This window comes from Luteimonas sp. TWI596, from assembly GCF_039674105.1.
In the GTDB taxonomy this organism is placed as follows: Bacteria; Pseudomonadota; Gammaproteobacteria; order Xanthomonadales; family Xanthomonadaceae; genus Luteimonas.
In genome coordinates this window covers 75,419-94,904 of sequence record NZ_JBDJMU010000012.1, presented here as the reverse complement: position 1 = coordinate 94,904, position 19,486 = coordinate 75,419, and the positions used below count along the sequence as shown (strand labels likewise).

The following is a 19,486-nucleotide window of genomic DNA, read 5'->3' as shown; positions in this document are numbered from 1 at the left end:
CGGCAGGCCTTCCTGGCCCGCTACGATGCCGATGCCCACACCGGGCGCCTTTCGCCATTGCCCGCCCTCGTCATGACGTTCGTCCGCCAGCTCGGCCTCTACCTGTTGTGCGGGACACTGGTGGCCGGGCTGCTGCTCGCGTGGATCGGGCTGGTCTACGCGATCAACGTGTACACCACGGTCGAGGTCTCGGCCGACGCCATCCTCAACATGATGCTGACCGGCCTGCTGAGTGTCGTCGGCCTGCCGATCGTGCACCGCGCGCTGTACCGGCGGTTCTGGGACGTCAGCCGCAAGACGGCAGCAGGCGAGTTGCGGCCCGGTGCGGCGGTGCCGGTGATCGGCGTCGCCAGCCCGCCTGTGCCGCGCGTCCGCACGACCTGGCAACAGCGGGCGCTGTACACCGCGCTCTACGTCGTCGGCATCGCCTCGTTGTTGGCCGCGTATGCGCCCTTGAGGCACCACGAAGCCCTGAACGCCTTCCTCGCTCGCTTCAGCGCCGGGCGCAGTTCGTTCTCCAGCCTCGCCACGCTGATGGTGGTGTACGTGCCGATGGCGATCAGCCTGGGGCTGGCGATGCTGTTGCTGAGCGGCGACCGCAAGCGCCTGGAGGCGGGCACACTGCCGCCGGACGAAACGCTACGCCTGCAACTGCGCCAGGACTGGGTGTTCTCGTTCATGGCCGCCTACGTGCTCATCGGCTTTCTGGCGTTCTTGGCCGGCCACATGCTCCTCGCCTACCTCTGAGCGACCCGCACGCGGTCGCCGGCCGGCGCGGCAAGCCATCGGCGGGCCCGCTGCACGTCGCCGGCACGCCGATGGCCGGATCGGCCCGTCGGCCTGCGCCTTCGAGCATCCTCCCCGGAAGGAAGTCACCGCGCCGCGTCGTGCAATGCGGCGGCGGTGGCCTCAGGCCTGGGACCAGACCGCGAGCTCGTAGCCATCGGGATCGGCGAAATGGAAGCGTCGCCCACCCGGGAAGTCGAACGCCGGGCGGACGAGGCGACCGCCCGCCCGCAGCACCGCGGCCTCGCTGGCGACGAGATCATCCGAGCCCAGCACCACAAGCGCCCCGCCGGGCGTCGGCGTGCCGTGGAAGAAACCGCCGGTCAGGCGGCCATCGCGGAACTCGCAGTAGTCGGGGCCGTAATCCTGGAACGTCCAGCCGAAGGCCTCGCCATAGAAGCGCCGCGACGCCTCGATGGAGGCCACGGCGTACTCGAGATAGTCGATGCGGTGATGCGCGTCGGAGCGGGTCATGACGAATCCTGGCAGTCGGGGAGCGGGCATTGTCGGGTGTCGCGACCCCGGCGGCTTGCAAGAATCGGACAGCCGGCCGTGCGATGGCTGCGCAGGCTCAATGGCCGTGATCGCGCAGCAACGACGTCGGGGTCAGCCCGGTCAAGCGCCGCACGTCGTGCGCCAGATGGGTCGCATCGGCGTAGCCGGCATCGAGCGCGGCCCGCGTCAGCGTGACCGCACCCGACGCCAGGCGCAGCCACCGCTGCAGGCGCAGCACGCGATCCAGCACCTTGGGCCCATAACCGAAGGCCTGCAGGCAGTGGCGGTGCAGGCTCCGCTCACTGAGACCCAGCTGCCGCGCCAGCTCGGGGAGGCGCGGCGCCGCCAACCCGCTCAGCTGCGCGAACACCCAGGCCATGCGCGGGTCGGGCTGCACCGAGCGCGCACCCACTGCCGCGAGCAAGGTCCGGGCCGGATCGTCGCCGTCGGCCAGGCGACGCTCCAGCGCGCCTGCGCGCGGGCCGATCACGGCCTCGGCGGCGATGCGCTGATCGGCGAGCGCCTGCATCGGCATGCCGAGCAGGCGGTGTGCCACACCCGGCGCCAGGCGCAGGCCGGTGAGCGTGGCCCCCGGCGCGAGTTGGGCGGGCATGGCTTGCTGGTCGGGACCGGCGATGAACAGCCGGGCGCCATCCCAGATCAGGTCGACGCATCCGTCCGGCAGGATCAGCGGCGCCACCGGCGAACCGCCGGACTGGAAGCACCAGACGCGCCTGACGCGGTCGCGCAAGGCCGCCGGCGGCAGCCCTTCTGCATAGGCCGACACGGGCGGCTCGGGGTCACGGGACATGCCGCGATGATGGCATTGGGGGCGCGACGCCGGCCATCTCAGTGGGCTGTCGAGCAAGATGGCATCCCACGATGCCGTGCCTTGCGTGGCCGCCCTAACGCACCGTCGACGACCACTGCACCATCGCCATGCCGGCGAGGATCGTCAGCACGCCGCCGATGCGGCCCAGGTTCGCCTCCTTGACCGGCAAGCCCATCAGCCCGAAGTGGTCGATCAGCAGGGACGTGAGCATCTGGCCGGCGACGACGCAGACGATGAAGCTGGTCGCGCCCAGGCGCGGGGTCAGCATCAGCGCCGAGGTGATGTAGATCACGCCGGCGACGCCGCCGAACCAGGCCCAGATCGGCAACGCGCCCACCTGGCCGAGGGCGGGTGATGGCGCCCGCATCGCCACGATGACCGGCAGCACCACCAGCAGGCTGACCAGCAGCGAGGTGACGGTCGCCCACAGCGGATGGCCAAGTGCGCGCCCCAGTGCGGCATTGCTGCCGGCCTGGAACGGCACCAGCGCGCCGGCGATGACGGCGGCCAGCGCCAAGCCTGCGCCGGCATAGGAAAGCGGAGAAGACATGCGTTCGCTCCAAGTCGTCGGGGTCTGCGCCTCACTCTACGGATCAGATCTACGAATGGAAATTCGAACTTCGATGATCCATTATTCTTCGCATGAATAATTTGAGGCGGATGGATCTCAACCTGCTGGTCACCCTGCATGCCTTGCTGTCGGAGCGGCATATCTCCCGCGCGGCGTTGCGTCTGCACAGGAGCCAGCCGGCAGTGAGCCACGCACTGGCCCACCTGCGCCGGCTGTTCGACGATCCGCTGCTGGTCCGACGCGCGGGCAAGCTCGACCTCACCGAGCGGGCGAGCGCCTTGGTGCAGCCGCTGACCGAAGCGCTCGAACAACTCGGCGCGCTGCTCGACCCGCCGGCGTTCGACCGGGCGTCCGCACGGCGGACAGTCCGCCTGGCCATGTCGGACTACGGCGCGCGCGTGCTCCTGCCGGGGCTGGCACGCACGCTGCGCAGCCAGGCGCCGGGAATCGACCTCGTCGTCAGCCAGGCCAGCCGCGAATCGATGCTGGCCGACATCATCGACGGCGAGATCGAGATGGCGTTGGGCGTCTTTCCCGGGCGACACCCGGAACCGGTGCGCAGGCACACGCTCTTCGTCGAGGACTTCGCCAGTCTGGCCGATGCGTCGACAGTGCCGCCAAGCGGCACGCTCGATCGCCAGGCCTGGCTGGCGCGGCCGCACGTGCTGGTCGCCCTGCGCGCGGAGAGCGACAACGAGATCGACCGTGCGCTCGCACGCGACGGCCTGCACAGGCGGGTCGCCATGACCCTGCCGCACTGGGGCGTCGCCAACGACCTGATCGCCGGCACCGATCTGATCCTGACCGTCGCCCGGCGCAATCTCGACTCCGTCGCCGCGGACCCGCGCCTGCGCATCTTCGCGCCGCCGCTGGCGATCCCCCCGTTCGACTTCGACCTGATCTGGCATCAACGTCGGGAGCGCGACCCATCGCACACCTGGTTGCGCGACACGGTCATGCGCGTGGCCCAGGTGGGACACCCTGCCGCGACGGATTGAGGCTGCCGCCCGCGCCCACGAACGCGGGCGCCGCCGAAAAATGCACTCTGACCCCGGTTTAGAGCTGGGCCTCGACCGCGGCCTTGTCGATGATCGACCAGACCTCGTGGATCTTCTGGTCCCGAAACGCACACAGGGCGTGTTCGCAGAACGTGATACGGCGGCCATTCACAGGCAGACCCAGGAACTCGCCACGCGAAGTGACATCGAAGCGATGCCTGCATGCCACCTGCCGCGGATCGGCGATCAGCCTCTCGATCTCGAAGTGCAGATCCGGAATCTGCGCGAGATCATTTTCGAGCATCGCGCGATCGCCATCGAGGCCGAGCGGCCCGTCGTCATGACGGCCATCGTCATGGGCAAACTGTCCAAGGCGAACCCAGTCCCGCGCATTGAGGCAGGCGATGTAGTCGCGGTAGATCGCTTCACTCTCAAGCTTTCGCATGCGTGGTGTCACCCTCCGTTATGCAGACAGATGTGCCCAACTGAGGCCTGACCAAGAGCGCCTGGCTCGACGACCGCCGGGCGCGCACTCGCGACACAGCACGATGTCGAGCCCGGCCCCGGAAACGCATTGGCATTGCCGTGTCCGATGTGTGCCCCCATGTCCTCGGTTCAAGTGCGATTGATCGACACGCCGCCATCGACCAGCATCGCGCTGCCCGTCAGGAACGTCGCCTCTTCCGAAGCCAGGAACAGCGCAGAGCGTGCAAGCTCCTCGGGCTGCGCCAACCGTTTGAGTGCATGCAGTTGCGCGACCTGCGCCAATGCCTCCGGTGTGCCGTTCATCTCTTCCGCCATCGGCGTGTGCGTGCCGCCGGGCAGCAACGCATTGACCCGGATCGCCTGCGGACCGAACTCGGCGGCCAGCGCCCGGGTCAGACCGATCAGGCCGGCCTTGCTGGCGGCATACGCGGCGGTACAGGGGAAGCCAACGGTGTGGCCGACGAAGGTGGAAGTGAAGATCAGCGACCCACCCCCGCGTGCCAGCATCGCCGGAATCTGGTGCTTGGCGCCGAAGAACGCGCCGCTGAGATTGATGTCAAGCGCCTCGCGCCAGGCCTGTGCCTCAAGCGTCGTGGTCGGGACCAGCGCTCCGAGCGTGCCGGCATTGTTGAACGCGATGTCCAGTCCGCCGAAGCGTGAGGTCGCCAGTGCGACCAGCGCCTGTGCGTAGGCTTCCTCACGCACGTCGCCGGCCAGCCACGCAGCCTGACCGCCGGCGTCGATAATCTGCGTCGCAATAGCCCCTAGCCGCGCTTCGCGGCGTGCGCCCAGCACCACACAGGCGCCCTCGCGCGCGAATAGATGCGCCGCGGACTGGCCGATGCCGGAACTGGCGCCCGTGATGAGCGCGACCTTGCCGTGCAAACGTTGCATACGTCTCTCCACTGTCTCGAAGGAGCGCGGAGCATGGGCGCCGAATGGAAGCTGCGCTCGCCATGTTCGGACACGACATTGGAAGACCGCGCACGCGCTTGGCGATGCGGCACACGAAATTGCACTCTGACCCCGGTTTCACTGACCCCGGTTTCAGAGTTCGATCGAGACTTGCGTTGGCATCGATTTCGGTGGCGAGTGGTCCCCATACAACATCGAACACCGCGTACGCGCCGAGCGATGCGGTGGCTCCTGCATCCCGGCCGGAACCATACCTACGAGCGCAGCACACGAAGTTGCGCCCTGATCCGTTGTTGGAATTGAGTGGACCGTGCAATCAGCACCCAACGCCTATCGCGCGAGCGCATTGCGCAATGCTTCCGCCACCAACTGCTGCAGAAGCGGGCTTGAAACCTGTCGCATTTCGCCCGCGATAGTCGCCTGGGTGGAGCGAAACTTGGCGGCGTGGGGCGAACGCGTCCCCTGCGTCGCGAGGGAACGAAGTTCGTCTGCGGTGAAGTGCTTGGCGTAGATCGTCGCCAGATTCCGATCCCACCGCGCTTGATAGGCAGGGACCAGCTTCGACATCTCGCCGGCCACCAATCGTTTGGCCTGCGCGGCGCCATGCTGCTGCGCCAGTGTGGCAAACGCCGTCGTGGCCCCCGCCGCTTGGTTCGCGATGGACTCAAGTCCCGCGCCCATCTTGAAGCGCTGAACAAGCGCAACCGCGGGATCGCCCCCGGCCGCTGGGATCGTGGACTGCGCCTCGGGCGCGGCCGGGCTACACCCCACTGCCGACAACGCCATCGACAAACAGACCGCCGCACCAAAACCGAGGTGCTTCCAGGACATGACCGCACTCTCCATGCGCCGTTGCAGTGTGATCTGGGGTCGCCGCGAAGCGACAACGCTTGAACACGTGTCAGGCGACGATCGAACGCTCTGACATCGGAGGTCTGCGCGGCCTCTGCCGCCCGCAATCCTTCTTGCAGGACCCGGCGCCCCAGCAGCGCTCGACCATGCGGCGTCAATCGGCATGTTGATGGAGATGCATCCGGGTTCCTGGGACTGGGTTGGCGTCCTCATCCCCATCGTCCACTGATGCCCCGGATGAACAATCGACTGATCACACCTCACGCCTGAGATGAGCCGCTCCGCGGAACGGCATCGGCCAGGAGGACTTGCTAGGTCGCACCCGGCCTACACATGCTGAAGGATGTTGATGAGCCTGCCCGTTGGGTCGCGTACGTAGAACCGCTTCACGCCCCACGGCTCGATGGCTGGCCCGTACTCGACCGAGATTCCCGCTTCTTCGACTCGGCGCAGCGCCTCTGCCAAGTCATCGACCTCCACGGAAAGATGGGGCACCTCGGTTCCGGAACCGCCCTCAGATGCGATGCTGACTTGGACCGTCATTTTCGCATCGCTGGTGTACGTTCGGATCCAGCCATGGTCCATGGCCAGCTCCAGACCTAATACGTCGCTGTAAAAGGCCGCTGCCTGTGAGGGGTTGGCGGCCTGGATGTCCGCGACTATGCGTTTTACTTTCATCCGCTTGCCTCCGCAGTTGACTGTTTACCCAAACCACGATTCAACCCCACAAATAGGGTGCACGGGAGTATGGCTGCGCCCGCTGCAGACCGCCAACTGCCTTATTCCGCACTGCGCAGCGTTACCCGAACGCGTCCATGAGCAGATAGGTCCCCGGCGCGCGCTGGTGCTTGTCGATCAACGGCACCAGCCGCCGGAAATGCTCAGTGTTGCAGTGCGCGTCCAGGGCGGCGCGGTCCGGCCATTGCTCGATGAAAACGAAGTGCCCCGGGTCCTTTTGATCCACGTATAGATCGTACGAGATGCACAGCGGCTCTTGCCTGGTTTTCTCCACAAGCTCTCGATAGAGCGGGGCCACGGCATCGAGATGTTCGATCTCGATGAAGTCTTGCGCGATCACTTTCAGCACGCGGTTCCTCCTGGTACTGGCTTGTGCTTGCTCGCGCCACTGCGCGAGAGAGCACATGAGCAAACGACAACGGGGCGGCCCGAAGGCCGCCCCGCTCGGTGCTGCATGTCATGCGCCGCAGCGCGCGACATGGCTCACTTCAGCCCACGATGCTCCAGCAGCGGCTCGACGCTGGGGTCCTTGCCGCGGAACTCGCGATAGGCGGTGGCGAGGTCTCGCGAGTGGCCGATCGACAGGATCTTGTCGCGGAAGGTCTGGCCGTTCTCGCGGGTCAGGCCGCCGTTCTCGCCGAACCACTGGAAGGCGTCGTGGTCGAGGACTTCGGCACCGAAGTAGGCGTAGTAACCCGCCGCGTAGCCGCCGCCCCAGATGTGGCTGAAGTAGCTGGTGCGGTAGCGCGGCGGCACGGCGGCCAGATCGACCTTGTACTTTTCGAGCGCCTGCTTTTCGAACGCGTCGACGTCCTGCTTGGCCTCGCCGGCCGGCAGCGTGTGCCAGGCGAGGTCGAGCAGCGCGGCCGAGAGGTACTCGGTGGTCGCGTAGCCCTGGTTGAACGTACGCGCCTTGACGATCCGGTCGACCAAGTCCTGCGGCATCGCCTCGCCGGTCTCGTGGTGCTTGGCGTAGTTGGCGAACACCTTCGGGTCGAGCGCCCAGTGCTCGTTGAACTGCGAGGGGAACTCGACGAAGTCGCGCGGGGTGTTGGTGCCGGCGACCGACGGGTACTTGGTGTTGGAGAAGAAGCCGTGCAGCGCGTGGCCGAATTCGTGGAACAGCGTGGTCACGTCGTCGAAGCTCAGCAGCGCGGGCTGGCCGGCGGCGGGCTTGGTGAAGTTCTCGACGTTGTAGACCACCGGGATGGCGCCGGTCAGGCCGTTCTGCTCGACGAAGTTGCCCATCCACGCGCCGCCCTGCTTGCTGTCGCGCTTGAACGGGTCGAGGTAGAACAGCGCGAGCTGCTTGCCGTCGGCGTCCATGATGTCGAACACGCGCACGTCGGGGTGGTAGACCGGGATGTCCTTGCGCTCCTTGGCGGTGATGCCGTAGAGCTGGTTGGCAGCGAAGAACACACCGTCGTTGAGCACGCGGTCGAGCTCGAAGTAGGGCTTGATCTGCGCTTCGTCGAGGTCGAACTCAGCCTTGCGGACCTGCTCGGCATAGAAGTCCCAGTCGGCCGCGCCGGCGGTGAAGCCACCGTTCTGTGCGTCGACCACGCCCTGGATCTTCGCCAGCTCGGCGCGCGCACGTGCGGTGGCGGCCGGCACGGTGTCGGTCAGCAGCTTGAGCGCCGCTTCCGGGGTCTTCGCCATCTGATCGGCAATGCTGTAGGCCGCGTAGTTCGGGTAGCCGAGCAGCTGGGCCTGGCGCGCACGCAGTTCGGCCAGACGCTGGATGGTGGCGCGGGTGTCGTTGGCGTCGCCCTTCTCGGCGCGGCCGGTGGAGGCGGCGAGCACGCGCTCGCGCAAGCTCCGGTTCTTCAGCGAGGCCAGCACCGGTTGCTGGGTGGTGTTCTGCAGGCTCAGCAGCCACTGGCCCTCCTTGCCGGCGGCCTTGGCGGCGTCGGCCGCCGCGGCGATCGCGCCGGCGTCGAGGCCGTCGAGTTCGGCCACGTCGGTGACGAACACGCCACCGGCGTTGCTGGCGGCCAGCAGCTTGTTGCCGAACGCGGTCGACAGGGTGGACGACTCGGCGTTGAGCTTGCGCAGCTCGGCCTTGTCGGCGTCATTGAGCAACGCACCGGCGCGCACGAAGTTGTCGTGCGTGTGCGCGAGCACGGTCGCCTGTTCGGGCGTGAGGCCCAGCGTGTCGCGCTGGTCGTACAGGGTCTTGACCCGGGCGAACAGCGCAGGGTCGAGGTAGATCGCATCGCTGTGCTCGGCGAGCTTGGGCGCCAGCGCCTCTTCGGCCGCCTGCAGGGTGTCGTTGGTGTTGGCGCCGGTAAGCATGAAGAACACGTTGGCGGCGCGGGTCAGCAGTTCGCCGCTGCGCTCCATCGCTTCGATGGTGTTCTCGAAGGTGGGCGCCTCGGTGTTGTCGGCGATCTTGCGGATCTCGGCCAGGTGCTGCTTCATGCCCTCTTCGATTGCCGGCTGGTAATCGGCGTCCTTGAGCTTGTCGAAGGGCGGGGCCTGGAACGGCAGCGTGCTGGCGACGAACAGCGGGTTGTCGGCCGGCGCGGCCGCGGCGGAGGCATCGGTAGCGGGCATCGTGGACTCGGCAGCAGGGCGGTCGCCGCAGGCGGTAAGCACCAGCGCGATCGCGGAAGACAGGAGCAGCTTATGCAACATGGAGGGAACTCCGTTAGGGGACAGCGCGGTAACGGCGTCGGTCGCGGCACGCGGCCCGCCAACTGCGCAGGGTGCGCTCAATGGTAGAGCTTGGAAATGTGCCGTTGGTTTGCCGATTCAGGCGGGCGGTCGCCGGGTGGGGCACCCTGCACGCGTCCTTGTCGCTCGGAGTGCCCACGATGTCGTGCATTTTCGCGTTCGCGGCGGCGCTGGCTGTGTGGGCCGCTGCCGAACCGGGCGGGCCGGCGACGCCGGTGGCGCCGGATCCGGCGCCGGTTGCGGAGGCTGCGCCGATCGGGACGGCGGTCATGCTCGCCGACGGCACGCTGGTGTTGCAACTGCGCGCGGCGCTCGATGGCGGCGCGGCGCACGGCGAGGCCGAAATCCGCTACCGGTCGGGCACGCCCGAACACGCGGCGGTACTGGCGCATATCGGTGGTCTGGCGCCGGGAGAGCGCAAGGCGGTGCCGCCCTGGCCGGAAGGGGAGTGACCGGCGATCTGGCGGGCCAGGCCAAGCATGGCGTCACCTGCTGCCGCCCCGGCTCTGGGGCGTCTGCGATTGCAGGCCATGGCGGTGCATGTCCACGTGCCCCAACCAAAGCGCACGCGACCTGCATGCGCAGGCGTGCCGATTCATTCAAACGACGCTTCGATCTGACCGGCATGTTGCCGCGCTTGGCCCGTGCCTTGGCCGCCAGAGGGACGCCACCCGCGCAGCGACCACGGACGCCAGCTCAGATACGGCGCGAACAGTCTGTCGGGGGAGGGGGCCCGCAAGGCGGACGAAGGCCGCCACCGGATGGCCGCCACGCGACGGCGTTCGCCCTGGCCCCGCTCCCGTGGGGAGCGGGCGCATGGCCGCACATGCGCGTGCGGCGGTCGATCTGCCACGGTACGCCGTCGGTCCGACGCACCTGGCTTGGGGTCACCGCGTCCGGCACGCGCCCGTCGAGCGGGTCGCGTGCCGGGTTGCGGTCAGAAGTGCCAGCGCCAGTTGAGCTGGGCGCCGAAGTCGCGGGCGCCGTCGCCCCTGCGGCCTTGCGCGGCGATCGACAAGCGACTGCGCTCAGACGTGCTCAAGGCGATGCCGAGGTCGGCGACCGCGGCGTTGGCCGCCATCGGCGCGCCCTGCACCATGAAGGCATCGCCGCCAGCAACGAACCGATGACGGCTGTCGCGCGTCAGGTCGCCGCTCGCGTGCTCCCAGGCCAGGCCACCGAACAGGGTGGCTTGGTCGCGCTGCCCGCCGCTGATGTCCCACGTCGCGCGGACGCCGGCGGTGGCGACGGTGTAGCGATCCTTGCTGGCATCGACGTGCAGCGCCGCGCTGCCGCCACGTTCGGACGCGGCATCGGTCTCCAGCCGCGTGTGCGCGACCGCCAACGTCGGCGTCAGCGTGAACCGGTCGAACGGGAACTCCCATCCGGCCTGCAGGAAGGCGGTGGTCGCCTTGGCGTCGTAGCGCGACCCCACCTCCTGCGCCAGCGTGTTGCCAGCGACGACGCGACGCGATGTCTCCACGCGATAGTCGGCGCGGGTCGCGCCGCCGTGCAGCCACAACGCATCCCAGCGCGCGCCGGCATAGAGGCCGTACTGGGTGGCGTCGGTGTCCGCCTGCGATCCGCGCGCACGGACGCGGGTGGTGATGTCCTCGTTGCCCAGTGCCAGCCCGACCACCCAGTGCTCGCCCAGGCGCCGATCGGCACCGGCCATCAGGCCCTGGCGGCTGGTCCGAGTGCCGGCCGCGTTGCCGTCGGTGTCCATCCGCCCCTGCATGCCGCTGCCGGCGACCCAGGCCACGGTGGCATCGGTCCGGGTGGCGGCGGCCTGGCCATGGAAGCGCTGGCCGATGCCATCACGCAGGAAGCGGTCTTCGAGCAGCGTGCCGCGAACATCGGCATGCAGTTCGCCGGCCAGGTGGTCGAATGCAGTGCGCGCGGTGTTCGCATCGAACAGCAGCAGGGTGTTGTACAACGCCAGCGCGTCACCGGACTGCGGAAGGGTGTTGAGCGCCAGCGCGGTGCGGTACTGGTTGCCTGTCTGCGCGACGGTCTGGAAGACCGCCGGCGGCTTCGGCGTTGTCGGCGGCTCTGGGGTCGTGGGCGGCTCCGGCGTTGTGGGCGGCTCGGGCGTCGTGGGCGGTCCCACATCCTTCAGCGCGATGCCCAGCACGACCCGGTCGGGTTCGTAGGTCAAATGGGTGTCCAGGAACGCGGACTGGCTGGCCACGCTGGCGAAGGTGCCGGCGACGCCGCCCTGGGCCTGCACGATGGCGTAGGTCTGGCCGGTCGTGTAGCTGGTCTGCGGGTCCAGTGCGGTGACCTGCACGCGACCGCCGCCGAGGGTGGCCTTGCCGGTGGCGGTCAGCGTGTCGCTGCCGCCGTTGCCGGCGATGTCCACTGCGAAGATCGAATCGGCTGCGAACCGCACATCGCCGCTGGACGTCAGGCCGCCCAGCGCGCCGGCGCCACCGATCGACAGGGTGCCGCCGCCGAGGACCTCGAGGGCCCCGATCGTGCCGGTGCCGGTGTAGGTTTCGCCGTTGCCGACGGTCACGTCATCGTTGCCACCGCCGCCCAGCAGACCGATCTTCAGGTCGACCGAGGTGCCGGTGTAGGACAGGGCCACGTCGAGGAACGCGGACGCGCTGACGGCGTCGGCGAACGTGCCCTTCACGCCCTTGGCCGCCGTCAGGATGGTGTAGCTCTGCCCATTCTGGTAGCTGGTCGCCGGGTCGAGCGCGGTGACCACGACGCCCGCAGGGCCGCCGTCGAAGCCGTCGTGGGCGCCGATGCTGGCCTCGCCGCTGACCACCAGCAGGTCGCTGCTGCCGTTGCCCAGGATGTCCACGTCGTAGAACACCTTCTCGTCGCCGGCCGAGCCAGCGCCCAGCCGCAGGTCGCCGTCGATGGTCAGCGTGCCCACGGTGCCGTCGCCGGGGGCGATCCGCCCGCCCCGGCTCAGGCTCACGTCGCCGATCGTGCCGGTCCCGGCCAGCACGCCACCGGAGGTGACGCTCGCGGTGGCCGTGCGCTTCATCACGGGCGCCGAGACACCGGTGTTGAACTCCTGCAGGAAGCCGGCGGTGCCGTTGAGGACCAGCGTGCCGCCGGTGACCCGGTACTGCTGGTCGGCCAGGCGCCCGCTGAAGGCCGGCTCAGCCGGCTTGGCGTAGAGGTCGGCATCGAGGATCAGCTTGCCGCCGGTCACGACCACGTCACCACCAAACCGGCTCAGATCGCCGGTCAGGCGCGTGGTGCCGGCCGCCTGGGTGATCGCGCCGGCGGTATGCGCATGGCCATTCGCGCCGCTGTTGGGCGCGCTCACGACGGCATTGGACAGTGCCAGCTCGCCGGTGTGGTTGAACAGCAGGCCGCCAGCACCCGACTGCATGGTGATCACGTCGTCGGTGTCGATCCCGCCGGCCGCCATGGCGGCCTCCAGCGCCGGACCGGCGGGTTGCGTGGCCCACGAGGCCATGCCGCCGCCGAACACCAGATAGCCAAGCGACTTGAGCGTGATGCCGCCGGTGCCGCCGCCGACCTGGCCGCCGCGCGAGACGGTCAGCACGCCGTAGGCGTCGAACACCGAGTTGCCGATGGCGATGCCGTCGGTGGCCTGCAGGCGCGAGCCGGCGCCGTCCACGCGCACCTGTTCGTGCTTGAGGGCCGGGACGAACGAGACGCCGTCGCCACCACCGGAGATCAGCATGGTGCCGGTCTCCAGCACCGCCCCGTCGACGATCTGCAGGTTGGTGGTGACGTCCAGTTCGCCGGTGTTGGTCCACTTGGTCCCGGCGCCGGTCAGCGTCGCGGTCTCTTCCTGCTTGGCGAAGCTGTCGCGGACCTTGGCGGTCGTCGACGCGATGCTGGCCCCGTCCTCGACCCGCAGGTGGTTGGACACGACCAGCTCGCCCGCTTGGAGCGTCGAGCCCGCGCCGCGGACGATCACCCGGCCGGTCTGGTCGAAGTCGCCGATGCCGAGCGAATCCTGGGCCTCGGCGCGCAGCGAATCGGCAACCACCCGCGCCCCGTCTTCGACGGTCAGCGTGCCGTCGGCATTCTGCGCGACGACCACGCTGCCGGCCTCGAGTGCGGTACCGGCGCCGCTCAGCAGCAGCGTGCCGCTGCTGTCGCGGCGCGACCCGATCACGACCGAATTGGCGGCGATGCGCGCGCCCTCACGGGCGCTGACAATGCCGCTGCCTTCGTAGCCAATGGTGATGTTGCCGTTTGCGCCATTGGTGGCCAGGCGCGTGTCCGGGCCTTCCAGCTCGACGCGACCAGCGACGCCCTGGCGCAGGCCGATGGCGATGTTGTTGGCCCAGGCCTGGCCGCCGTCGGCAAGGCGCAGCGTGCCCTGGCCCTCGCCGCCGACGTACAGGTCGCCGCCGGTGGCGCGCAGCGCCGAGCCGGCACCGGTGACCGTGGCACTGCCCACGCCGCCCGCGGAGGTGCCCAGCGAAATGCCAGCCCCATTGCCGCCGCGGGTCGCGGTGACCTGCGCGCCATCGGCGACATTCAGTGTGCCGGTGCCCGCGAATCCGATCTGCAACAGTTGGGCGGTCGCGCTGGAGCCGGCGCCCAGGACGTCCATGCGTCCTTCCGAACCGGCATCCACGCCCAGCGAAACCCGGTCACGCGCGGTGAACGTGGCCCCCGACAGGACGTCGAGACGGCCCTTGCCGGCGACGCCGATCCGCACCCGGTCGTCGTCGCCGACGGTCAGGCTCGCCTGCGCACCCTCGACGACGATCGTGCCGTCGGCACCGGCGCCCACGCCCAGTTGCAGGTGGCTGCCATCCACCACGACCGCGCCGTTACCGACGATGCGCAGCGTGCCGGTGCCCGCGTTGCCGACATTCAGTCCGGTGGTATAGCGCCGCGCCTCGTCGATCGTCAGCTGCTCGTCGACGTTGACCGCCTGCGCCGCTGCCCCGCTGGCGGCGGCCATACCCAGCACGGCCAGAACGGCAGCCGCCAGCGGGTGCCGGCCGACCGCCGGCAGCGCGCTGGCACAGGCGCCCGCGGCGCTGCCGGCGGCCAGTTCGGAGGCGACCTGCACCAGGCCGAGGCGGCGATTGAAGACCAAGCGGAAAACTCTGTTCACGGCGTTGAGATCCTTCGGATTTGAAGCGAAAAGGGGAGAAGGCGTCGACGACGGCGGGGGCCGTCGCGCATGCCTGCAAGGGCGCCGCGGCGGCCGGTCCGACCGCCGACGGGATGCGGGGGAGCGGCGCCGTCCACAGGGACTTGCGCGCCGGGCGCCACCATAGGCAGGCCGGTCCGGCATCGGGGGTACTTTCCGGTAACGGATAGGTAACGGCCCGTTTCGAGGCGGCGGACTGGTATCGTGATCGGCCGCGAACCGGCGCCAAAAGCGCGTCGCACCGCCATCGGACTCCACCTTGACCACCATCGACCAGACCGACGAACCGCTCGCCAACGACGACGAAGGCCTCGACTTCCGTTACCGGTTCGGCACGGCGACGTTCGACGAATCCACGTTCGAACTCTGCGTCGACGACGCCCCGGTCGCGGTCGAGCGGCGCGCGTTGGAGGTGCTGGCCTACCTGCTGCGGCATGCCGGGGAGGTCGTCACCAAGGAAGAACTGTTCAAGGAGGTCTGGGCGGGACGGATCACCGTCGACAAGGTCCTGCCCAACGCCATCACCAAGCTGCGCAAGGCGCTGGGGCCGGCCAACGCGGGGGTGCTGACCACCCAGCCTCGGCTCGGCTATCGCCTGACCGGCCTGACCGAGCGCGTCGTCGTGCGTGCGCGCGCGCCGGCGCACCTGGCGCTACGCGAGTCCGATCCGGTGCCGCTGCGGCCGCGTTTCGTGCTGCGGCGGCTGCTCGGCAGTTCGTCGCATAGCGAAGTGTGGCTGGGCGAGCACGCCCGGACCGGCGAGCACCGGGTCTACAAGTACGCCAGCAGCGGCGGGCGCCTGCGCAGCCTCAAGCGCGAGGCCACGCTCGCGCGGTTGCTGGCCCGCGGCCACCAGGGACCGTCGGAGGCGCCGTTCGCGCGACTGATCGACTGGCATTTCGAGGCGCCGCCGTTCTTCCTCGAATACGCCTACTGCGGCACCAACCTGTCCGAGTGGTCCACGACCCATCTGGCCGAACTGCCGACGCCGGCGCGGCTGGCGCTGTTCCTGCAAATCGCCGACGCAGTCGCCGCGGCGCACCAGATCGGCGTGCTGCACAAGGACATCAAGCCAGCCAATGTGCTCGTCGCTGCGGCCGGCGACGGCTGGCGCGTCTGCCTGACCGATTTCGGCAGCGGTAGCCTGCTGGAACCGGGCCGGCTCGATGCGATGGGCATCACCCGCCACGACCTCACCGCGACCGGCCTGCTCAAGAACGGCCCCGATTCGGGCACGCCGCTGTACCTGGCGCCTGAAGTGGTCGCCGGGCAGCCGCAGACCGTGCGCAGCGACGTCTACGCACTGGGGCTGATCCTCTACCAACTGCTGCAGGGCGATCTGAGCCGGCCGATGGCCTCGGGCTGGGAGCACGACATCGACGATGCCCTGCTGCGCGAGGACATCACCCTGGCCACCCACGGCAACCCCGAACGCCGGCTGGCCTCGGCCCCGGAGTTGGCACGGCGCCTGCGTCGGCTCGGGCAGCGGCGCGAGGAGGCCGAGCGGGCCCGGCAGGACCGCGAGCACGCGCTGCAGACCGCCGCCGTGCTCGCCCGCACCCGCGCGCAGCGTCCCTATCTGATCGCCGCCTTCGTCCTGCTGGTCACCGGTCTGTCGGCCTCGCTCTGGTTTCACCGCGAGGCCCGCCACGCGCAACAGATCGCCGAGACCGAACTGGCGCGCGCCAACGCGCTCAATACCTTCGTGACCGAGGACGTGATCGGACGCGCCAATCCGCTGATCACCGCCAACGGCCACAACGCCAACATCCGCGACGTCCTGCTGGCCGCCCGTGACCGGGTGGACCCGCGGTTCGGCGCGCGCCCCTTGATCGCCGCGACCGTGCACGCCTCGCTGGCGACGCTGTTCAACAGCGTGGAGCTGCTGCCCGAGGCCCGCCAGGAGTTCGCCCGCGCGCTCGAGTTGTTCGAGGCCCAGACCGGCGCCGACAGCCTGGAGACGTTCAAGGCGCGCTCCACGCTGATCCGGGTCATGACCCGGACCTCGGAGTTCGAGGCCGCGCGGCGCGCGCTCGACCTGCTCGAGCAGCAATACGCCGCCGCGCCCGATCCCGAGCGCGCGTACCAGCTCGCGCTGGCCCGGAGCACCTACTTCACCAACGCCGGCGAGTTCACCCGCGCCGTGCCCGAGTACGAGACCGCGTTGCGCCTGCTCGCGCAGTTGCACGCCGACGACCTGCCGATGCACGACTCGCTGCGCTTGGACCTGGTGCAGGTCTATACCCAGGTCGGCCGCGCCGAGGACGGGCGCCAACTGGCCCAGACCATGCTCGAGGACCTGCAAGCACGTGATGCACCCAATGCACTGGCCATTGCCGTCACCCGCCAGGTCATGGCCGGCGCCGAGATCAAGCTCGGCCGCTACGAGGAGGCCGAACGCATGCTGCTCGACGCGCAGCAGACCGTGGTCGCGATGACCGGCGCCGGCAGCATGCGCAACATGATGCTGGTCAACAGCCTGCTGGAAATCGACCAGCACAGGCAGCGCTGGCCGCAGGCGCTGGCCCACGCCCGCACGCTCTACGAAGGGATTCGCGCCAAGCTCGGCGAGGACAGCATCTTTGCCGCCACCACGCTGGGCGTCTGGGGACAGGTCCTGTTTCTGGCCGGCCAGCCGGACGAGGCCGCTCCCAAGCTCGAAGCGGCCTACCGGCAGTTGGTCCAGCTGCAGTCCTCGGCCAATCCGCAGACCCAGCTGGTCGGCTTCTGGTACGCGGCCACGACCGGCGCGCTCGGACACTGGGAACAGAACGAGGCCACCCTGGCGACCCTGGACGCGGCCCAGCTCAACGCTGCCGCCGCCAGTCCCGCGTGGCCGCTCCGGCTGGACGCCCTGCGCGGCGTACTGCGCCACCAGCATCACCACGATGCCCAAGCGCGCCCGGCCCTTGAGGCCACGCTGGCGAGCCTGCGCCAGCAGCCGGACGTCGAGCCGGCGCTGGTCGCGCTGGTCGAGACCGCATTGCACGCGCGCTGAACCACACCCGGCCGGCGGGACCCTTGGCGGCGGGGTGATGCCAAAGCTCTGCGCCACGCCCCAGGACGCGCTGTCGGGATGCCTCCAACAGCGCGTCGATCCGCGCATCCTTGCAGACAGCATGGCCGCCGACGGCCGACCGGGTCACACCGTGCCGCGGTTCTTGCCCATCCACGGGGCGTACCAGGCACGGATCCTGGCCATGTCGGCGTCGAGGTCGTCGCCGGGCTCGATCAGCGGGCCGAAGCCGATGACCTTGTCGGGATAGTGGAAGTACAGGGTCTGGATCGGCACATTGGCGGCCTTGGCGATCTTCCAGAAGCCGGTCTTCCAGCGCTCCACGCGCTTGCGCGTGCCTTCGGGCGCCAAGCCATACCAGAACGGGGCGCCGCCGTGGATCGCCGCGGCGGCCTGTTCGACCACGCGCGAGGCGCGGCTGCGATCGACCGGGATCACGCCCAGGCCGCGCATCGCCCAACCCAGCACAGGCACACGGAACAGCGAGTCCTTGCCGAGCACGCGGATATCCAGGCCCAGCGCGGCCTTGGCCGCGAAGCCCCAGACGCCGTCCCAGTTCGACGAGTGCGGGGCACCGATGAGCACCAGCCGCGGCAGGTTGGGCAGCTCGCCGACCATGCGCCAGCCGCCCAGGCGCAGGATGCTGCGCCCGATCCAGCGCGCGAGCCGGCTGGGTTTGACCCGCGGCGCGAGCGGTGGGACGGGGATCAGAAACGGGTACTTCGATGTGCTCATGCGTCCTCGGCGCGAAGGCCCGCTCCGGCGGGCGTCAATCCCAGTCACGCCCGGCGCGACCGCGCTTGATGGTACTGCGTTCGCGTTTCGCGCCCAGTCGTCGTTCCTTGGCACCGCGCGTGGGGCGGGTGGCGACGCGCGGCTTGGGCACCTCGTAACCCGCGGCGACGAAGGCGGCCAGCCGCGCGCGCGCGTCTTCACGGTTGCGGTCCTGGGTGCGGAAGCGCTGGGCGCTGATGACCAGCACGCCGGCGTCCGTGACGCGGCGGTCGCGGCGCGCCAGCAGGCGGGCGCGCACGGCGTCGGGCAGCGACGGCGAGCCGGCGATGTCGAAGCGCAGTTCGACCGCGGTGGCGACCTTGTTGACGTTCTGCCCGCCCGGCCCGCTCGCGCGCACGAAGCGTTCGACGAGTTCGGACTCGGGAATGGCGGGCGGCGTGGACATCGTCAGCGATTGTAAGAGGGTGGGTGTCGACGCGGGCTCGCGGGACAACAGCCCGTCATGCCGGTGGACCGGGAAACAGCAGCAAGGCCTTGGCGAATGCATCGCCGGGCGGCGCGGCGATGTCCATACGCTGTCCGGTGTGCGGATGGGTGAAGCGCAGACGCTCGGCGTGCAGCAGCATGCGGTGGATGCCGAGTGTGCGGAAATGGCGGTTGTGGCGCCCGTCGCCGTGGCTGGTGTCGCCGATCAGATGATGCGAGAGGTGCTTGAGGTGGCGGCGGATCTGCCGGAAGCGGCCGGTCATCGGCTCGGCGCGCAGCAGGGCGTAGCGCGAGGTCGCAAAGCCCGCCGACGGCAGCGCCAGTTCGGTGGTCGCCAGCCGCGTGAAGCGCGTGACCGCGGGCTTCTTCAACGGTTTGCCGGGGCCGCCATCGAGCGGGTGGTCGACCTCCAGCGCGGCGTCGGGCCAGCCGCGGCACACGGCCAGGTAGTGCTTGTCGACGCTGCGCGCCATCCATTGCGTGCCCAGCGCCGAGGCGGTCTCGCGATCGAAGGCCAGCAACAGGCAGCCACTGGTGGCGCGGTCGAGTCGATGGACCAGGAACAACGGCCGGCCAAACTGCAGACGCAGTCGGTCGGCGAGAAAATCGTGCTCGCCGCGCGCGAGCGCGCTGTCGTGGACCATCAGACCGGCGGGCTTGTCGACCACCGCCAGCCAGTCGTCCGCATACCGCACATCGATCGTCATTCCTCGCGCTCCGGGCGTCGTGGGGCATCCAGGCGCGCGGATGCGATCTGCTATTTTCGGCGATCGACTTGTCCGAAGGGAAA

Annotated in this window: 17 protein-coding genes; 4 read left to right on the top strand and 13 right to left on the bottom strand. The window is 69.3% G+C overall.

Features of this window, described 5'->3' with window-relative positions:
• Nucleotides 1-72 precede the first annotated feature (72 nt).
• On the top strand, nt 73-747 hold the full coding sequence (locus ABE487_RS11025; protein ID WP_346442015.1) for a hypothetical protein: 675 nt from the start codon (nt 73-75) through the stop codon (nt 745-747).
• Between the two features lie 162 nt (nt 748-909).
• Here ABE487_RS11025 and ABE487_RS11020 read toward each other — a convergent pair whose 3' ends face one another.
• The 3 genes from ABE487_RS11020 to ABE487_RS11010 form a co-directional block, all read right to left on the bottom strand.
• Entirely contained in the window at nt 910-1,260 is a 351-nt protein-coding gene (locus tag ABE487_RS11020) for a VOC family protein (RefSeq protein WP_346442016.1), read from the bottom strand.
• Between the two features lie 97 nt (nt 1,261-1,357).
• Nucleotides 1,358-2,092 carry a helix-turn-helix domain-containing protein gene (locus ABE487_RS11015; RefSeq protein WP_346442017.1) on the bottom strand — a complete coding sequence of 245 codons (735 nt, stop codon included), beginning with the start codon at nt 2,090-2,092 and terminating at the stop codon, nt 1,358-1,360.
• A 94-nt stretch (nt 2,093-2,186) separates the two neighbouring features.
• Nucleotides 2,187-2,663: a DMT family transporter gene (locus tag ABE487_RS11010; protein WP_346442018.1), complete on the bottom strand. Its 477-nt coding sequence runs from the start codon at nt 2,661-2,663 to the stop codon at nt 2,187-2,189.
• A 92-nt stretch (nt 2,664-2,755) separates the two neighbouring features.
• Between ABE487_RS11010 and ABE487_RS11005 the strand changes: the two genes are divergently transcribed.
• Nucleotides 2,756-3,682, top strand: coding sequence for a LysR family transcriptional regulator (locus ABE487_RS11005; RefSeq protein WP_346452388.1), 927 nt, complete (start codon nt 2,756-2,758; stop codon nt 3,680-3,682).
• A 58-nt stretch (nt 3,683-3,740) separates the two neighbouring features.
• Here the strand turns inward: ABE487_RS11005 and ABE487_RS11000 are convergent, their stop codons facing one another.
• The 6 genes from ABE487_RS11000 to dcp all read right to left on the bottom strand — a co-directional run bounded on the left by ABE487_RS11000 (nt 3,741) and on the right by dcp (nt 9,310).
• Entirely contained in the window at nt 3,741-4,127 is a 387-nt protein-coding gene (locus ABE487_RS11000) for an ester cyclase (RefSeq protein WP_346452389.1), read from the bottom strand.
• Nucleotides 4,128-4,297: 170 nt separating this feature from the next.
• Nucleotides 4,298-5,062, bottom strand: a complete 765-nt coding sequence (locus ABE487_RS10995) for an SDR family oxidoreductase (protein WP_346442021.1) — start codon at nt 5,060-5,062, stop codon at nt 4,298-4,300.
• Between the two features lie 351 nt (nt 5,063-5,413).
• On the bottom strand, nt 5,414-5,914 hold the full coding sequence (locus tag ABE487_RS10990) for a hypothetical protein (RefSeq protein ID WP_346452390.1): 501 nt from the start codon (nt 5,912-5,914) through the stop codon (nt 5,414-5,416).
• Between the two features lie 348 nt (nt 5,915-6,262).
• Nucleotides 6,263-6,613, bottom strand: a complete 351-nt coding sequence (locus tag ABE487_RS10985) for a VOC family protein (RefSeq protein WP_346442023.1) — start codon at nt 6,611-6,613, stop codon at nt 6,263-6,265.
• A gap of 121 nt (nt 6,614-6,734) precedes the next feature.
• Nucleotides 6,735-7,022: a putative quinol monooxygenase gene (locus tag ABE487_RS10980; protein ID WP_346442024.1), complete on the bottom strand. Its 288-nt coding sequence runs from the start codon at nt 7,020-7,022 to the stop codon at nt 6,735-6,737.
• A 134-nt stretch (nt 7,023-7,156) separates the two neighbouring features.
• Nucleotides 7,157-9,310, bottom strand: a complete 2,154-nt coding sequence (gene dcp, locus ABE487_RS10975) for a peptidyl-dipeptidase Dcp (RefSeq protein WP_346452391.1) — start codon at nt 9,308-9,310, stop codon at nt 7,157-7,159.
• A gap of 179 nt (nt 9,311-9,489) precedes the next feature.
• On the opposite strand from dcp, the gene ABE487_RS10970 reads away from it, so the two are divergent.
• Entirely contained in the window at nt 9,490-9,801 is a 312-nt protein-coding gene (locus tag ABE487_RS10970) for a hypothetical protein (RefSeq protein WP_346452392.1), read from the top strand.
• A gap of 485 nt (nt 9,802-10,286) precedes the next feature.
• Here ABE487_RS10970 and ABE487_RS10965 read toward each other — a convergent pair whose 3' ends face one another.
• Complete coding sequence (locus tag ABE487_RS10965; protein ID WP_346452896.1) at nt 10,287-14,420, bottom strand: autotransporter domain-containing protein; 4,134 nt, start codon at nt 14,418-14,420, stop codon at nt 10,287-10,289.
• Between the two features lie 298 nt (nt 14,421-14,718).
• Here ABE487_RS10965 and ABE487_RS10960 point away from each other — a divergent pair, with 298 nt between their 5' ends.
• Nucleotides 14,719-17,457, top strand: coding sequence for a winged helix-turn-helix domain-containing protein (locus ABE487_RS10960; protein WP_346442029.1), 2,739 nt, complete (start codon nt 14,719-14,721; stop codon nt 17,455-17,457).
• A 144-nt stretch (nt 17,458-17,601) separates the two neighbouring features.
• On the opposite strand, the gene ABE487_RS10955 is transcribed toward ABE487_RS10960, so the two are convergent.
• Genes ABE487_RS10955 through ABE487_RS10945 form a run of 3 tightly spaced genes read right to left on the bottom strand, consistent with a single transcriptional unit; the run spans nt 17,602 to nt 19,403 of the window.
• Nucleotides 17,602-18,210: a lysophospholipid acyltransferase family protein gene (locus ABE487_RS10955; protein ID WP_346442030.1), complete on the bottom strand. Its 609-nt coding sequence runs from the start codon at nt 18,208-18,210 to the stop codon at nt 17,602-17,604.
• Nucleotides 18,211-18,244: 34 nt separating this feature from the next.
• Entirely contained in the window at nt 18,245-18,655 is a 411-nt protein-coding gene (arfB, locus tag ABE487_RS10950) for an alternative ribosome rescue aminoacyl-tRNA hydrolase ArfB (RefSeq protein ID WP_346442031.1), read from the bottom strand.
• Between the two features lie 55 nt (nt 18,656-18,710).
• Nucleotides 18,711-19,403 carry a pseudouridine synthase gene (locus ABE487_RS10945; protein WP_346452394.1) on the bottom strand — a complete coding sequence of 231 codons (693 nt, stop codon included), beginning with the start codon at nt 19,401-19,403 and terminating at the stop codon, nt 18,711-18,713.
• Nucleotides 19,404-19,486 lie beyond the last annotated feature (83 nt).

Excerpts from the sequence above, each read along its gene's own strand:
- arfB (WP_346442031.1), bottom strand. The coding sequence starts at position 18,655 with ATGTCCACGCCGCCCGCCATTCCCGAGTCCGAACTCGTCGAACGCTTC.
- ABE487_RS11020 (WP_346442016.1), bottom strand. The coding sequence starts at position 1,260 with ATGACCCGCTCCGACGCGCATCACCGCATCGACTATCTCGAGTACGCC.
- ABE487_RS10970 (WP_346452392.1), top strand. The coding sequence starts at position 9,490 with ATGTCGTGCATTTTCGCGTTCGCGGCGGCGCTGGCTGTGTGGGCCGCT.
- ABE487_RS10985 (WP_346442023.1), bottom strand. The coding sequence starts at position 6,613 with ATGAAAGTAAAACGCATAGTCGCGGACATCCAGGCCGCCAACCCCTCA.
- ABE487_RS10995 (WP_346442021.1), bottom strand. The coding sequence starts at position 5,062 with ATGCAACGTTTGCACGGCAAGGTCGCGCTCATCACGGGCGCCAGTTCC.
- ABE487_RS11000 (WP_346452389.1), bottom strand. The coding sequence starts at position 4,127 with ATGCGAAAGCTTGAGAGTGAAGCGATCTACCGCGACTACATCGCCTGC.
- ABE487_RS11015 (WP_346442017.1), bottom strand. The coding sequence starts at position 2,092 with ATGTCCCGTGACCCCGAGCCGCCCGTGTCGGCCTATGCAGAAGGGCTG.
- ABE487_RS11025 (WP_346442015.1), top strand. The coding sequence starts at position 73 with ATGACGTTCGTCCGCCAGCTCGGCCTCTACCTGTTGTGCGGGACACTG.
- ABE487_RS11010 (WP_346442018.1), bottom strand. The coding sequence starts at position 2,663 with ATGTCTTCTCCGCTTTCCTATGCCGGCGCAGGCTTGGCGCTGGCCGCC.
- dcp (WP_346452391.1), bottom strand. The coding sequence starts at position 9,310 with ATGTTGCATAAGCTGCTCCTGTCTTCCGCGATCGCGCTGGTGCTTACC.
- ABE487_RS10945 (WP_346452394.1), bottom strand. The coding sequence starts at position 19,403 with ATGACGATCGATGTGCGGTATGCGGACGACTGGCTGGCGGTGGTCGAC.
- ABE487_RS11005 (WP_346452388.1), top strand. The coding sequence starts at position 2,756 with ATGAATAATTTGAGGCGGATGGATCTCAACCTGCTGGTCACCCTGCAT.
- ABE487_RS10990 (WP_346452390.1), bottom strand. The coding sequence starts at position 5,914 with ATGTCCTGGAAGCACCTCGGTTTTGGTGCGGCGGTCTGTTTGTCGATG.
- ABE487_RS10955 (WP_346442030.1), bottom strand. The coding sequence starts at position 18,210 with ATGAGCACATCGAAGTACCCGTTTCTGATCCCCGTCCCACCGCTCGCG.